This is a genomic window from Pollutimonas harenae (assembly GCF_004153685.1).
Taxonomy (GTDB): Bacteria; Pseudomonadota; Gammaproteobacteria; order Burkholderiales; family Burkholderiaceae_B; genus Pusillimonas_C; species Pusillimonas_C harenae.
The window spans coordinates 17345-31351 of record NZ_SDQD01000006.1; the positions used below are offsets into that span (position 1 = coordinate 17345).

The 14007-nt window shown below is 57.3% G+C and carries 14 protein-coding genes and 1 pseudogene; 9 read left to right on the plus strand and 6 right to left on the minus strand.

The annotated features are described in order from the left end of the window. Positions 1–56 precede the first annotated feature (56 nt). Genes secD through queA form a run of 4 tightly spaced genes read right to left on the minus strand, consistent with a single transcriptional unit; the run spans position 57 to position 4571 of the window. A complete protein-coding gene (gene secD, locus ERD84_RS15790; RefSeq protein WP_130040632.1) occupies positions 57–1931 on the minus strand; it encodes a protein translocase subunit SecD in 1875 nt (624 codons plus the stop codon). A gap of 60 nt (positions 1932–1991) precedes the next feature. Continuing rightward, positions 1992–2336: a preprotein translocase subunit YajC gene (gene yajC, locus ERD84_RS15795; RefSeq protein WP_130040633.1), complete on the minus strand. Its 345-nt coding sequence runs from the start codon at positions 2334–2336 to the stop codon at positions 1992–1994. Positions 2337–2391: 55 nt separating this feature from the next. Further along, complete coding sequence (gene tgt, locus ERD84_RS15800; protein WP_130040634.1) at positions 2392–3534, minus strand: tRNA guanosine(34) transglycosylase Tgt; 1143 nt, start codon at positions 3532–3534, stop codon at positions 2392–2394. After that, a complete protein-coding gene (queA, locus tag ERD84_RS15805; RefSeq protein WP_130040635.1) occupies positions 3531–4571 on the minus strand; it encodes a tRNA preQ1(34) S-adenosylmethionine ribosyltransferase-isomerase QueA in 1041 nt (346 codons plus the stop codon). Before queA ends, tgt begins: the two co-directional genes overlap by 4 nt. Before the next feature lie 215 nt (positions 4572–4786). On the opposite strand from queA, the gene dacB reads away from it, so the two are divergent. The 6 genes from dacB (at position 4787) to ERD84_RS15835 (ending at position 8948) form a co-directional block, all read left to right on the plus strand. After that, complete coding sequence (gene dacB / locus ERD84_RS15810) at positions 4787–6247, plus strand: D-alanyl-D-alanine carboxypeptidase/D-alanyl-D-alanine endopeptidase (protein ID WP_130040636.1); 1461 nt, start codon at positions 4787–4789, stop codon at positions 6245–6247. A 36-nt stretch (positions 6248–6283) separates the two neighbouring features. Continuing rightward, positions 6284–6922: a uracil phosphoribosyltransferase gene (gene upp / locus ERD84_RS15815; protein ID WP_130040637.1), complete on the plus strand. Its 639-nt coding sequence runs from the start codon at positions 6284–6286 to the stop codon at positions 6920–6922. 121 nt (positions 6923–7043) lie between these two features. Continuing rightward, the gene (locus ERD84_RS15820; RefSeq protein WP_130040638.1) at positions 7044–7766 is read left to right on the plus strand and encodes a hypothetical protein; all 723 of its coding nucleotides are present in this window, start codon (positions 7044–7046) and stop codon (positions 7764–7766) included. A 67-nt stretch (positions 7767–7833) separates the two neighbouring features. After that, a complete protein-coding gene (locus ERD84_RS15825; protein WP_130040639.1) occupies positions 7834–8151 on the plus strand; it encodes an ElaB/YgaM/YqjD family protein in 318 nt (105 codons plus the stop codon). Positions 8152–8190: 39 nt separating this feature from the next. Continuing rightward, on the plus strand, positions 8191–8610 hold the full coding sequence (locus ERD84_RS15830; RefSeq protein WP_130040640.1) for a phage holin family protein: 420 nt from the start codon (positions 8191–8193) through the stop codon (positions 8608–8610). Further along, on the plus strand, positions 8607–8948 hold the full coding sequence (locus ERD84_RS15835; RefSeq protein WP_130040641.1) for a hypothetical protein: 342 nt from the start codon (positions 8607–8609) through the stop codon (positions 8946–8948). Before ERD84_RS15830 ends, ERD84_RS15835 begins: the two co-directional genes overlap by 4 nt. A gap of 8 nt (positions 8949–8956) precedes the next feature. Here the strand turns inward: ERD84_RS15835 and ERD84_RS15840 are convergent, their stop codons facing one another. Next, on the minus strand, positions 8957–10501 hold the full coding sequence (locus tag ERD84_RS15840; protein WP_130040642.1) for a UbiD family decarboxylase: 1545 nt from the start codon (positions 10499–10501) through the stop codon (positions 8957–8959). A 79-nt stretch (positions 10502–10580) separates the two neighbouring features. Here ERD84_RS15840 and ERD84_RS15845 point away from each other — a divergent pair, with 79 nt between their 5' ends. Further along, on the plus strand, positions 10581–11465 hold the full coding sequence (locus ERD84_RS15845; RefSeq protein WP_130040643.1) for a lytic transglycosylase domain-containing protein: 885 nt from the start codon (positions 10581–10583) through the stop codon (positions 11463–11465). Positions 11466–11517: 52 nt separating this feature from the next. On the opposite strand, the gene ERD84_RS15850 is transcribed toward ERD84_RS15845, so the two are convergent. Further along, complete coding sequence (locus ERD84_RS15850; RefSeq protein WP_130040644.1) at positions 11518–12675, minus strand: pyridoxal phosphate-dependent aminotransferase; 1158 nt, start codon at positions 12673–12675, stop codon at positions 11518–11520. 81 nt (positions 12676–12756) lie between these two features. Between ERD84_RS15850 and ERD84_RS15855 the strand changes: the two genes are divergently transcribed. After that, the gene (locus ERD84_RS15855; RefSeq protein WP_130040645.1) at positions 12757–13683 is read left to right on the plus strand and encodes a hypothetical protein; all 927 of its coding nucleotides are present in this window, start codon (positions 12757–12759) and stop codon (positions 13681–13683) included. An 85-nt stretch (positions 13684–13768) separates the two neighbouring features. Then, positions 13769–14007: pseudogene (locus tag ERD84_RS15860) on the plus strand (NADP-dependent malic enzyme); the annotation flags it as partial.

Sequence of the window (14007 nt, forward strand, 5' to 3'; positions counted from 1 at the left end):
TTGCGTTGCCTGTAGTTATAAGGAGTCAGGCGGCGTGTACCACCTGGCGGCTTGCATTATTTTTGCCCGGGCTTCCAGACTTGACCGATAGAGATACTTTGCAGACGGCGCTTATTGCCATACCAGAGGTTGACCAGTGCCCGTACTCCCACAACCGAGGAGAACATGGACGTCAGGATGCCTATGCAGTGCACGACGGCAAAACCACGAATGGGGCCCGATCCGAATGCCAACAGGGCAACCCCTACAATCAGGCTTGTCAGGTTGGAGTCGAAAATAGTGGCCCAGGCACGGTCGAAGCCGAGATGGATGGCTTGTTGCGGGCTGGCCCCGTTGCGCAGTTCTTCGCGTATGCGTTCGTTGATCAGTACGTTGGCGTCAATGGCCATGCCGAGAGTGAGAGCAATGGCCGCAATGCCAGGTAGCGTCAAGGTAGCCTGCAGCATGGACAGGACGGCCAGCAGCAACAGCACGTTGAAGGCCAGGCCGATGGTCGAGAACATGCCCATCAGGTGGTAGTACAAAATAATGAAGATTGCAATGGCGATGAAGCCATACAAGGTGGAATTGAAGCCTTGTTTGATGTTGTCGGCACCCAGGCTGGGGCCTATGGTGCGTTCTTCAATGATCTCCATGGGCGCGGCAAGTGCGCCGGCGCGCAGCAGCAGGGCCGTATCGGCTGCTTCCTGAGCCGTCATGCTGCCACTGATCTGTACTTGCCCGCCTGGAATTTCGCTGCGGATGACCGGAGCGGTAACAACTTCGCCCTTGCCTTGCTCAAACAGCACGATGGCCATGCGTTTGTTGATGTTGTTGCGTGTGACATCACGGAATATGCGTGCGCCTTTTGCATCGAGCGTAAGGTTGACCGATGGTTGCTGTGTTTGCTGGTCGCGGCCGGGCTGGGCATCTTGCAGGTTTTCACCCGTCAGGATGACCTGGCGGCGCAGCAGCAGGGGGCGTCCGTCGCGATCGTTGTAGCGCTCCAGGCCAAAAGGCACGGTGCCTGCGGCAAGCGCGGCCATGGCCGAGGGAGAGTCGTCGACCATGCGGATTTCAAGTGTGGCTGTACGGCCAAGAATTTCCTTGGCCTTGGCGACGTCCTGGACGCCAGGCAACTGCACTACGATGCGGTCGGCACCCTGCTGTTGAATAATGGGTTCGGCCACGCCAAGCTCGTTGATACGGTTGTGCAGCGTGGTCATGTTCTGGCGTAGCGCGTAGCTTTGCACCTGGGTGATGGCAGTGTCGGACAGCCGGCCGGTCAGCAGGTATTGGCCACCGTTTTCTCCGCTATCGGTAAAGACCATATCGGGCATGCTGCGCCGCAATTCGGATGTGGCATTGTCACGCGCATCGGCGCTGCCAAAACTTGCCACAATAGACATGTCGGCGCGTTCGACACTGCTGGACTCTATTTTGGCTTCACGCAGGGTATTGCGCATGTCGCTGGCCAGGGAGTCGTAGCGTCCGGTTAGGGCGCCCTGCATATCGACCTGCAGCAGGAAGTGGACACCGCCGCGCAGGTCCAGACCCAGATACATGGGGCGGGCACTCAGCGCGGTTAGCCAGTTCGGTGATGAAGGCAGCAGGTTCAGGGCGACGGTGAAGTCAGGGTCGGCGGGGTCGGGGTTGAGACTTTTTTCAATGAGATCCTTGGCCTTGAGCTGGACGTCAGTGGTTTCAAACCGGACCCGAACCGTTCCTACAGGACCATTCTGCTCGAAATAGGCGCCTGTGGAGGAAATATTGTTCTTGGCGAGTATGCCTTCGACCCGGCTTAATACCGATGGGTCGATTTTTACCGTGGATTTGGCGCCGGCCACTTGAACTGCGGGAGACTCCCCGAAAAAATTAGGTAGCGTATAGAGCAGGCCGATGAATAGGGCTGCCAGTACGGTGAGGTATTTCCAGAGAGGGTAACGGTTCATTGTGGATCAGTCGGCTAAAGCGGAAGAAACCCTGGAAGCGTTCCAGGGTATGCACTAGGTTCAGAGAGCCTTGATGGTTCCCTTGGGCAGGACCGATGTGACGGCATTGCGTTGTACGACCGTTTCTATCGGTTTGTCGCCCACCATGCTGATTTCGACTGTGATGTAGCTATCGCTGACTTTGGTGACTTTGCCCAACAGGCCGCCGGTCGTGATGACTTCGTCGCCCTTGGCAAGCGCAGACACCATGTTGCGATGCTCTTTCTGACGTTTCATCTGGGGACGAATCATCAGGAAATACAAGATGACAAACATCAGGATGATAGGCAGCATGCCCATCAAGGCGTTCTCGCCGCCGGCGGCTGCCTGAGCGGTAATCAGTGTCAAAGTATCAATTGCAACCATCGGGTCGGCTCCTGAAATATATTTTGGTTAACTCTGTATTGTAGCGATATCTTGATTATTCGATACCGCGGGCCCGGTCACGAGCAAAATTTTCCCGCCATTGCTGGAAACTGCCTGCTTCTATGGCTGTGCGCATTTCCTGCATGATGGCCAGGTAGAAGTGCAGATTATGCAGGGTATTCAGACGTGAACCGGTAATTTCGTTGGACTTTTGCAGGTGGTGCAGGTAGGCACGGGAAAAATGGCGGCACGTGTGGCAGTGGCAGCTTGAGTCCAGAGGACGGATGTCGTCGCGATAGCGTGCATTGCGTATCTTGATGTCACCATAACGGGTAAACAGCCAGCCATTGCGTGCATTGCGGGTAGGCATGACGCAATCGAACATGTCAACGCCACGGCTGACGCCTTCAACGAGGTCTTCAGGCGTACCGACGCCCATCAGGTAGCGTGGTGCCTGCTCGGGCAGGCGGGGCGCCACGTGAGCCAGTATGCGCATCATGTCTTCTTTGGGCTCACCCACCGACAGGCCGCCTATGGCGTATCCTTCAAAGCCGATATCGGTCAGGCCTGCCAGCGACTCGTCGCGCAGTGCTTCGTACATGCCGCCCTGGACGATTCCAAACAAGGCGTTGGGATTACCTAGGGCGTGGAAGGCGTCACGCGAGCGCTTGGCCCAGCGCAATGACATGCGCATCGAGCGGGCAGCTTCGTCGACCGTGGCTGGGCGGCCGTCTATCGCATAGGGCGTGCATTCGTCGAAGACCATGGCGATGTCTGAATTCAGCGCATGCTGAATGCGCATGGACTCTTCGGGAGTCAGGAATAATCGGGCGCCGTCTATGGGGGAGGCAAACTTGACTCCCTCTTCGGTGATCTTGCGCAGGCCTTTCAGACTGAATACCTGAAAGCCTCCGGAGTCGGTCAGTATGGGCTTGTTCCATTGCATGAAGCCGTGCAGGCCATTGTGCTTCTGCATGACTTCCGTGCCCGGACGCAACCACAAATGAAAGGTGTTGCCCAACACGATCTGGGCGCCGATTTCGTCGAGCTCGTGGGGTAGCATGGCCTTGACACTGCCATAAGTACCTACCGGCATGAAGATGGGGGTCTGGACCACGCCATGGTTGAGCGTGATTTGACCGCGGCGTGCTGCGCCGTCGGTGGCCAGCAGCTTGAATTGCAAACCAGTTGTTGTCATGGTTGTGTAGCGGACTCTATGAACATGGCATCGCCATAGCTGAAAAAGCGATACCTGGATTGAACAGCATGCGCATAGGCGCGTCGTATGGGTTCTATGCCTGCCAGCGCCGAAACCAGCATGAGCAGAGTGGACTGGGGCAGGTGGAAGTTGGTCAGCAGGGCGTCGACCCATTGGTAGCGATAGCCAGGTGTGATGAACAGGCGGGTATCGCCTTCAATGACGCCGCCATGCTGTACGTGGGGTGCTGCGGATTCCAGGGCGCGTACGCTGGTGGTGCCCACAGCTACGACACGCCCGCCTGCTGCTCGAGTGGCCATGATCTGTGCCACGGTTTCGGGTGGGACTGAATAGCGCTCGGCATGCATGATGTGCTCGCTGAGTTTTTGTGTGCGCACTGGCTGGAAGGTACCTGCACCTACGTGCAGGGTAACGAAAGCCTGGGCTATGCCCATGGCGCTCAGTTGGGCCAGCATGGCTTGGTCAAAATGCAGGCCCGCAGTTGGGGCGGCTACCGCACCTGGTTCTGTGGCATAGACGGTCTGGTAGCGCTCGTCGTCGTCCTGGTCGGCAGCGTGCTCGATATACGGCGGCAACGGTGTGGCGCCGTACTTGTCGAGCAGGTCAAGTACGCGTTCCGGAAACTCCAGTTCAAAAAGCTCTCCCTGGCGTCCTCTGACGCTGACGGAAAACGTATCGGCCATCAACAATTTGCTGCCTGGCTTCGGTGATTTGCTGGCCTTCACATGTGCCAGCGCTGTGTTTGCACCGATAATGCGTTCGATCAGCACTTCGACTTTGCCGCCGCTTTCCTTTTGTCCGCGCAGGCGAGCCTTGATGACACGGGTATTGTTGAAAACCAGCAAGTCATTGGGTTTCAGCAACTGGGGCAAATCGGCAAACTGCCGGTCATGCAGTTCCGCCCGGCTGTCCAGGTGCAGCAGACGGCTCTCCGTCCGCTGGGCGGCGGGAGACTGGGCGATAAGTTCCTGGGGCAGTTCGTAGTCGAACTGAGAAAGCTCAAGATCAGGGTTCACGTGTAGGGTCTTTGAGGGGCAGCCTTTGCTGTTGCGGAGGCGCCTGGAATCATTTTGTGCCGGTATTTTAAGCTGTTGCGGCGCATTCCTGCTTGAGCCTCTGGTAAATGATGGCCCTGTCAGTCCTGTTTTACATCGTAAAAAATAGACTGCACAGCCCCCGCAAGGGCTTAGTTTGGTTATGCTGATGTTTTTTTGCACCCAAGGATTCGTCCATGATGTTGCTGCAATCCCGGTCAGACTCCGACCATGGTAAACGGCGATGGTTCGTTCGTGCTGCAGCATGCGTACTGTCGATCTGGTGTACTGCCTCGGCTCAAGCGCAGAACCTGCCGCCCGAACTGCAGCAGGCCTGGAACGCCACAAGGCTGCCAAGCAGCTCGCTGGCCCTGCATGTACAAGAGGTCGGTGGTCCGGCGCTGATGTCCATCAATGCCAGCGAACCGCGCAATCCGGCTTCGGTCATGAAGATGGTCACCACATGGAGTGCTTTGTCAGGCCTCGGACCAGACTACCGCTGGCGTACGGCTTTTTATGCACGTGGCGGCGGAAGGGTTGACGAGCTGGGCACGCTGTCGGGCCCGCTGTACTTGAAGGCTGGCGGCGACCCTTTCATGACTGTCGAGGAGCTTTGGGGCCTGTTGCGTCAATTGCGGTTGCGCGGTATCAAGAATCTGGGCGAGGTGATTGTTGATCGATCCATTTTCGGTGCCGTGGCAACCGACCCAGGTGAGTTCGACGGTGCGGCAGATCGCCCTTATAACGCTAGCCCGGACGCGATGATGGTGGGGCTGGGCGCTGTGCGGCTGGTCTTTCAGCCCGATCAGCAGGCACGCAGATGGATACCTATTGTCGATCCACCCGTACATGGTGTGCGTATCGAGGGCGAGGTCAAATGGAGTAATGTCAGCTGTCCGGGATCGCCTTCAGTGGGCACCCGGGTCGCATCGACAGGCAAGGATATCATCGTGCATGTAAGTGGCACAGCAGCTGGTTCATGTGGCGAGTTCAGCGTTTATCGTCTGGCTCAGTCCCAGCCGGACTATTTTTCAGCCCTGTTTCAGATGCTCTGGCGGGAACTGGGGGGTACGCTGGCCAAGGGCCTGCGTGTCGGCAAAGTCCCCTCGGGCGTCAGTCTTGTGGTTTGGCACGATTCCGAAACCTTAGGCGACACCATCCGCCAGATCAACAAGCAAAGCAATAACGTCATGGCCCGCACGCTGCTGTTGACTCTGGGTGCCAACAAGCTCGGACCTGGCGCCACGCCCAGTACCGGCGCCCGTGCTGCCCTGGCGGTCCTCCGCGACCAACAAGTAGATACACGAGGCTGGGTTATCGACAACGGTGCAGGCCTGTCGCGTGATGGCCGCCTGACCGCCGCCGGCCTTGCCGATATGCTGGATACCGCCTGGCGATCGCCTCTGATGCCTGAATTTGTGTCTTCGCTGGCTATTTCAGGCGTGGATGGCACGGTCAAACGCCGGCTGCGCAACGGCGATGCCGAGGGTATGGCCCATCTTAAAACGGGTACGCTGCGCGAGAGTCGGGCTTTGGCGGGCTATGTGCTGGGGGCCAGCGGAAAGCGCTATATTCTCGTTAGCATAGCCAATGGCGAACGGTCTGCTGCCGTACGCAGCTTTGACGACGCACTGGTCAATTGGCTGGCAGCCCGCTAAGCTGCGCCTGGCCTCGATTTGGAACCAAGGAACACCATGCCCATACATGAAATTCGCCACCCCCTGATTCGCCACAAGCTGGGCTTGATGCGCAGGGCCGATCTGAGCACCAAGAATTTTCGCGAAATGTCTCAAGAAGTTGCCGCGCTGCTCACATATGAAGCCACCAAAGAGTTGCCGCTGGAACCCACTCTTATAGAAGGCTGGGCAGGGCCTTTGCATGTAGAAAAGCTGGCCGGTAAAAAAGTGACTGTTGTGCCTATATTGCGTGCCGGCATAGGCATGCTCGACGGCGTGCTCAGCCTGATCCCGGGCGCCAAGGTCAGCGCGGTCGGTATTGCTCGCAATGAGGAAACCCTGCAGGCTCAAACTTACCTCGAGCGGCTGGTCGGACAGCTGGACCAGCGCCTGGCTCTCATTGTCGATCCCATGCTGGCTACCGGTGGTTCCATGGTAGCTACAATCGATTTGCTAAAAAAAGCAGGCTGTCGCGATATCCGGGCCCTGGTCCTGGTAGCGGCCCCCGAGGGGATCAAGGCGGTTGAAAGTCGTCACCCCGATGTGCATATTTACACGGCGTCGGTCGATAGTCACCTGAACGAAGATGGCTATATTATTCCTGGTCTGGGCGATGCGGGTGACCGTATCTTTGGGACCCGTCAGAAAGATATCTAATTTCCCTTGAGCGCCTGTCATCCGTCGCATTCATGTTTACTAACGTTTATTCGTGAAATGTGTAAAGTCGGCGAGGCAAATAAGGTAGTATGAAATATCGATGGTTAAACAGGCGATAAGTATGCGTACATTCTGGTGTTCGAGTGTGGCGGCATTGCTGATAGGCCTGACGGCCAGTCCGGCCAGCGCCGGGCTGTGTCAGGCACCTTTCATGCACAATGGCGGCCAAGTGCAACTGACCGGCTCGGGCGGGCTGCAACTAGGTGCCGACCTGGCTTTTTCCGAAGTGAGCAAACAGGGCGACGATCACTGCGACGCCAGGGTACAAGGTACGGCTACGTATGGGTTGGCAGGCTTGCCGCCCGGCAAGTCCACGCTCGATTACTGGATGACAGTCAGAAACGGCCAGGCCAGTTTCGAACGTCCGGGTGCCAATGGTACGCGTGTGGCGGCCGACGGCAGATTTGATTTGCGCATGCTGGGCCTGTTCGCCTATGGCGAGCCCATAAGCCGTAGCGGCCAGACTTTTCCTGAATTGAATTTCCAGATCAATCTGGACAAGAAAAAAATACAGACGCAACCCATCGTCGTGCATACGGGTGTCAAGACGGTCGGTGAGCGTCAAACCATGCAAACCGCTGCTGGGCAGCAGTCGTGCTGGCCAATCAATTACACGCGGCGCATCGAAGCAACGCAGGCGTCGTTCAATGGTCTGGTTCTGCCGATTCCGGCCATGACCGCATCGGTCACCGATTGGTTTTGCCCTGACCTGAACATGGTGATGCGCCAGGACAGCAAGCAAAACGGAGTCTCGTCCGTGGTTGAGGTCACCAAAATCAAGTAGCGCTCAATAAAAGTATGCTCTCGGCATACGTAGTGGTATCTTTTCTTAACTCTTGAAGGAGCTGATTATGGCAACGAAGAAAAGTGTGCAAGCCAGTGAAGAAGAATTTATCGAAAGCGTCAAGGAAAGCCTGGACGATGCTGAAAAACTGTTACGGGAGGCTGCGGACGCCACTGGCGACAGGGCTACCGAGTTGCGTGAAAGCGCAATGCGTTCTTTAAAAAGAACACGCGAAGCCTTGTACGAGACGCAAGATGCCTTGTTTGAACGTGGGCGCAAGGCGGCGCGTGTCACCGACGACTATGTGCACGACAACCCATGGCAGGCCATAGGCATGGCGGGTCTGGCGGGCGTATTGATCGGTGCCCTGATCTGCCGTCGTTGATCCGGTTCATCATCGTTTAAGCAAAGTCAAGGGCGAACTATGGCGCTACGACAGTCGGTAGGCGACCTGGCAGGCACTCTGCTTTCCATTGTACGCACTCGCCTTGAGCTTTTTTCGCTCGAGGCGACGGAACAAAAGTCGCAACTGCTCGTTATTCTGGGCATGGCGTTCGGGGCCTTGCTGTTCCTGACTCTTGCCGTGCTCGTGTTTTCCCTGACATTGGCGTTGTTCTTCTGGCCCACCGAACACCGCTACCTGGCTTTGGGGGGGCTAGCCTTGTTCTATGCCATAGTGGGTGGTGGTTTGTTTTGGTATGTACGGCGCAAGTTGTTGTTCTCGCCCATGCCGTTTTCGGCCACTATCGATGAGCTTCGGCGTGACCTTGCTCTGGTCGAGCGCCTGCGCGAATCTGGCAACACGGCTGTGACCAAGGCGGAACAAGGCGGGAATCGTCCATGAAACAGGGTTTGACAGCAAAAGAGCGTGCCTTGCAGATCGAACTGGTCAGGGCGCGTGCCGCACTTGAGCGGCAATCCATAGTGCGTGGTGTACGCGACCTGGGAAGCAATCTGACGCCTCGTTCGGTATTCAGCAGTTTATTTCCGCGTGCCGCAAGTAAATCGGTCTCTGATTGGATCTTTGGCCTGATATCCCTGACGCGCCGTTATCCTCTGCTGACATCTGGCGCATCTGCATTGCTATCTGGCGTGGGCAAGCGCCGCCGTTTGTGGCGCATAGGGGCGGGCCTGCTGGTCAGCTGGCAATTGGCGCGCAGCCTGAATCGCAAGCCCGATTGACCCTGCTGTTATAAACCCAGTTCATTCCACATGGCGTCCACACGGGCCTTGATGTTTTGGTCCATGACGATAGGGGTACCCCATTCGCGTGTGGTTTCGCCCGGCCACTTATTGGTGGCATCCAGGCCCATTTTCCCACCCAGGCCCGAGACCGGAGACGCAAAGTCCAGGTAATCGATAGGCGTGTTTTCCACCAAAACTGTATCGCGTACCGGATCCATGCGGGTGGTCATGGCCCATACGACTTCCTTCCAGTCACGTACGTCAATATCGTCATCCACTACGACGATAAATTTGGTGTACATGAATTGTCGCAAGATGCTCCACAGCCCGAACATGACGCGCTTGGCGTGTCCCGCGTATTGCTTGCGCATTGAAACAACTGCGAGGCGATAGCTGCAGCCTTCTGGCGGCAGGTAAAAGTCGACAATTTCAGGCAGTTGGCGTTTCAGCAGCGGAACAAAGACTTCGTTCAGGGCCACACCCAATACTGCAGGTTCGTCAGGCGGTTTGCCCGTATATGTGCTGTGGTAGATGGGATTGCGGCGCATGGTAATGCGCTCGACCGTGAAGACGGGAAACCAGTCTTGCTCGTTGTAATAACCAGTGTGGTCACCGTAAGGGCCTTCCAGCGCCATTTCGTAGCTGGTATCGGCGGGAGGTGCTACGCCCTCCGGGGGCGTAGGCTGGATGGCACGTGGGTCGGAGGAGGGCAGCAAATGTCCTTCAAGTACGATTTCCGCATAAGCTGGTACCGACAGGGTACTGCCCAGAGCCTGAGTGACTTCTGTTCTGGAACCGCGCAGCAGGCCTGCAAACTGATATTCAGACAGGCTGTCAGGTACTGGAGTGACAGCGCCCAGTATGGTTGCGGGGTCGGCACCCAGAGCAACCGCTACAGGGAAAGGCGTGCCAGGATGAGCCAGGGCATGGTCGCGGAAGTCGAGCGCCCCGCCGCGATGAGAGAGCCAGCGCATGATCAGCTTGTTTCGTCCGATCAACTGCTGACGATAAATACCCAGATTTTGCCGTTTGGCATTTGGCCCCCGTGTGATGACCAGGCCCCATGTCAGTAGTGGCGCCACGTCGCCGGGCCAGCAGCGCTGCAGGGGAATCTGATTAAGATCGACGTCGTCGCCCTCAAGGACAATTTCCTGGCAGGGTGCGTTCTTGACGGTCTTGGGGCTCATGTCCCACAAGGCATTCTTGAGCATGGATACTGTGGCCAGGGCGCTGCGCAGACCTTGTGGGGGCTCGGGTTCGCGTAGCGATGCCAGTAGCTCACCGGTTGTGCGCAGGGCACTGACATCTTCGGCGCCCATGCCCCAGGCGACGCGCCTGGGCGTGCCGAACAGATTGGTCAGTACCTGCATGGATGATTCGGCACCGTTGTGGGTGGCCTTTTCAAACAGCAGGGCAGGTCCTTCGGCTCGCAGGACGCGGTCGCTGATCTCGGTCATTTCGAGCTCGGTCGACACAGGAAGTGTCACGCGTTTCAGCTCGCCCGCACGTTCGAGTTGTGCGATAAAGTCTCTCAGGTCACGATATTTCACGGAATTGGGCCAGTCAGGTTACATTTAGGGCGAAGTAGAAGGTTAACATCGACTGTCTTTATTTATATGGAAGGGACGCATGGCGGTTATTTCTTCCGATAGCATGGCGGGGCGCTCTATATTGGGTCTGGCGCGCCAGCTTAGCGAGTTCGTTTATGTATGCGCCATCTATCTGGGTATAGCGGTGTTGATCACCGTGGTGCTCGGAGCAACTGTACCGTCTTTGCGCGAGCAGGCGCGGCAGGTTCATGAAGCGTTGCTTGTTGCCCTGCGTCCAGACCAAAGGCTCAATCAAATCTGGTTTGCATCATATGGGGCGGATGGCTATGGCTGGGCCACCTCGTCAGGCAAGGCGGCAGATTTGCTTGACGGGGGGGAGTTACCGCCCGAAGACGCGAAGGCCGAAAGTCATGCCGAGTCGGCTACCCGGTCGTCGACCGCTCCGCAATTAAGTTTCAGCAAGGCATTGAAGCTTTCTGTGCAGGGTCGTCATGTGGAGGGCATTACCGCTGCGCAGGCCGAGGCGTTGCGCAGCTATTTGGCGCGCAAGTTCAAGATAGCCCACAGTGTGGCAGGGGCCCTGGTCAATACCGTGTTTGTGGTGGCCCGCGAGAAGGCGCTTGATCCTCAGTTGGTGCTGGCGGTGATTGCGATTGAATCGCGCTATAACCCTTATGCTGAGAGCCACGTGGGTGCGCAGGGTTTGATGCAGGTGATGACCAAGGTGCACAAGGATAAGTTCGAGGTGTTTAGCGATGGCCCGATTGCAGCCTTAAATCCTATCGCGAATATTCGGGTGGGGACGCAGATTTTGTATGACTGCATCAAGCGCCGAAAATCCATTGAGGGTGGCCTGGCGTGTTATGTGGGCGCGACGGGGCCTAGTGACGGCGGCTATGGCGCCAAGGTGAAGGCTGAGTGGCGGCGTATTGCGCTGGCGTCGGGAATTCCTGTCGGGCGGTGATAAGTTTGCTTGCGAGGCGCCTCACCGCCTAGGTGATCGATCAGTAATCAAGTCAGCCAAGAAACCGTTCAATCCGGTCCACAGCCTCTTGCAGCCTATCCAGCCCCGTTGCATACGAAAACCGCATTGAATAGCTCGCATGTGCCGGGCCGAAGTCGCGGCCGGGGACGGCGGCAACGCCTGCCTCGTATAACAGGCGGTGCGAGAAATCATCGCTGTCCTGGCTATGCGCACGGATATCGGCATAAATATAAAACGCGCCATCAGGTACCACAGGCACCAGCAGATCCAGCCGCTCGAACTCCGGCAGCAGGTAATCGCGTCGTTGCTTGAACGACAGCCGCCGCTTTTCGTAAATCTGCATGACCTCGGGGTCGAAGCAAGTCAATGCTGCGTGCTGAGCCAGCGCAGGTGCACAAATGGCCAGACTTGCAGCCAGTTTTTCGATTGCTTGCACCATATGAGGCGGGACAATCAACCAGCCCAGCCGCCAGCCAGTCATGTGGAAATACTTGGAAAAGCTATTGATGATGACCAGGTTGTCATCCAGCGTCAGTGCGCTTTGTGGCACACCATCGTAATACAGCCCGAGATAGATCTCGTCCATGATGACAAAGCCGTCGTGTCGCTTGACCTCGGCGATCAACGCTTTAAGGTCCTCGCGGGCGATGGTGGTGCCAGTCGGGTTGCTGGGCGAGGCGATCAGCACACCGCGTGTGTTTGGCCCCCAGTGCTCGCGCACTGTGGCGGCGCTCAGTTGAAAGCGTTCTTCGGGCGAGCAGGGAATGAGACGGGGTATGCCGCCAGCACCCGTGATGAAGTTCTGATTGGCCGGGTAGGACGGGTCGGGCATCAGGATTTCATCGCCCGGATTAATCAAAGCCATGCTGGCCATCAGCAGAGCGCCTGACGCCCCGGATGTGACGATGACCCGGGACGGATCGACGGTCGCGCCGAACTGTTGCTGATAGTAATCGGCAATGGCGGACCGCAGCGGAGAAATGCCTGCCGGCGGCGTATAGCCGCTCAGGCCAGCTTGTGCAGCCCTATGCATGGTCTCGACAATTTGCGGCGGAGCCGTAAAATCAGGTTCGCCTATTCCCAGGCTGATGATGTCGTGGCCTTGTGCGTGAAGCGCACTGGCCTGTTTGAATAATTCCACAGCGTAGAATGGCATCACATGTTCAGTACGCTTGGCGAGGCGGGGCATAAGGCAGAAATCTCAGGCAAAAACAGGATTGTAATCGTTGAGCTGCCAGAGTGTTGTGGAACGAACCAGTAAGGAAGCATCATGCAGTCTACCTCCCGGCGATCATTTCTGACCGGTCGGCGCACGGCTCAGAGTCCTTGGAAGGCCTTTTGTCAGCGCCTGCGCAACGCGATCGAGGGCAAATTCTACGAATTTGATGCCCACGAGGCCGTAGGCAGCGCGCGCCTGGTGCCCAAGCAGGCCTCTGATGTGCATAAAGCCAGGGCGCTTTGTGCAGAGTATGGCGTGTTGATGGCACTCGATGGCGTGCCACATTGCTCGCGGCTGGATGAGCAACACGTTTTGTGGGTTGACCCAGGGCGCGAGATGAGTATGTGTCAAAGGCTGGAAGCCGGCAGCACAAAATGGTTCGTGCAGCCGGGTTGTCTGCTGGGCGAACTGGAAGCGGTCGGATTCAGCCAGTTTGCCGATCTACCCTGCCATATCACCGTTGCGGCCTGGCTCGCTGATCGCCGCTTGTGCGACTGGGATACCGGCGCAACCGGGCAGTCAGGCCTGGTGCATGCTTCGGTGCTGCTGGCTGATGGCACGCTGGCTAGTCTGGGACCTTTTGGTGCACAGAATAAAAAGCCCCTTGAGGGCGCGCGGCTGCAAAAGCTTGTTGCCTCGTTGTTTCAGGTGGCGGGCAGTGCTGAAGCGCAAGCTTGTCGCGCAGAGCGTCGCTGGCCAGCCCGTTATCGGCTTGATGCCTTGCTGCCTGCAGCGGGGCAAACGGTCAATCTGGCTCATTTGCTGCTTGGCCATGGCGGTGATTTGGGTTGGGTAGAGTGGCTGGTGCTCGATGAGCTATTGGTCCAACCCCAGGCCGAGTTGCCTTTCGGTGAGCGCTATACCCCTGAACGGGCAGAGACCGCCGAACTGGCGGTGCAGGCAGGCGACCTGGATATGCGCGTCAAGCAACTGTTCGACGAGGACGAGCGCCTGCCTCATCCGGGCCAGAATCTTTAGGCTGAAATGAGTATTCCGTTTATGCTTTAGGGCCAATCAAGATATATAAAATGTGTCTTTCTTACTCCTCACGGCATAGATAATCATGGAAGAAACCTTGCGCAAGGCTGCTTTGGAATATCACGAGCATGGGCGTCCGGGAAAAATCTCGGTGACACCGACCAAGCAGTTGTCCAATCAGCGTGACTTGGCATTGGCTTACTCGCCAGGAGTAGCGGCCGCTTGCGAAGAGATTGTGATTGACCCCATGAATGCCTTCCGGTTTACAGGCCGAGGCAATCTGGTGGGCGTGATCACCAACGGTACGGCGGTGCTGGGCCTGGG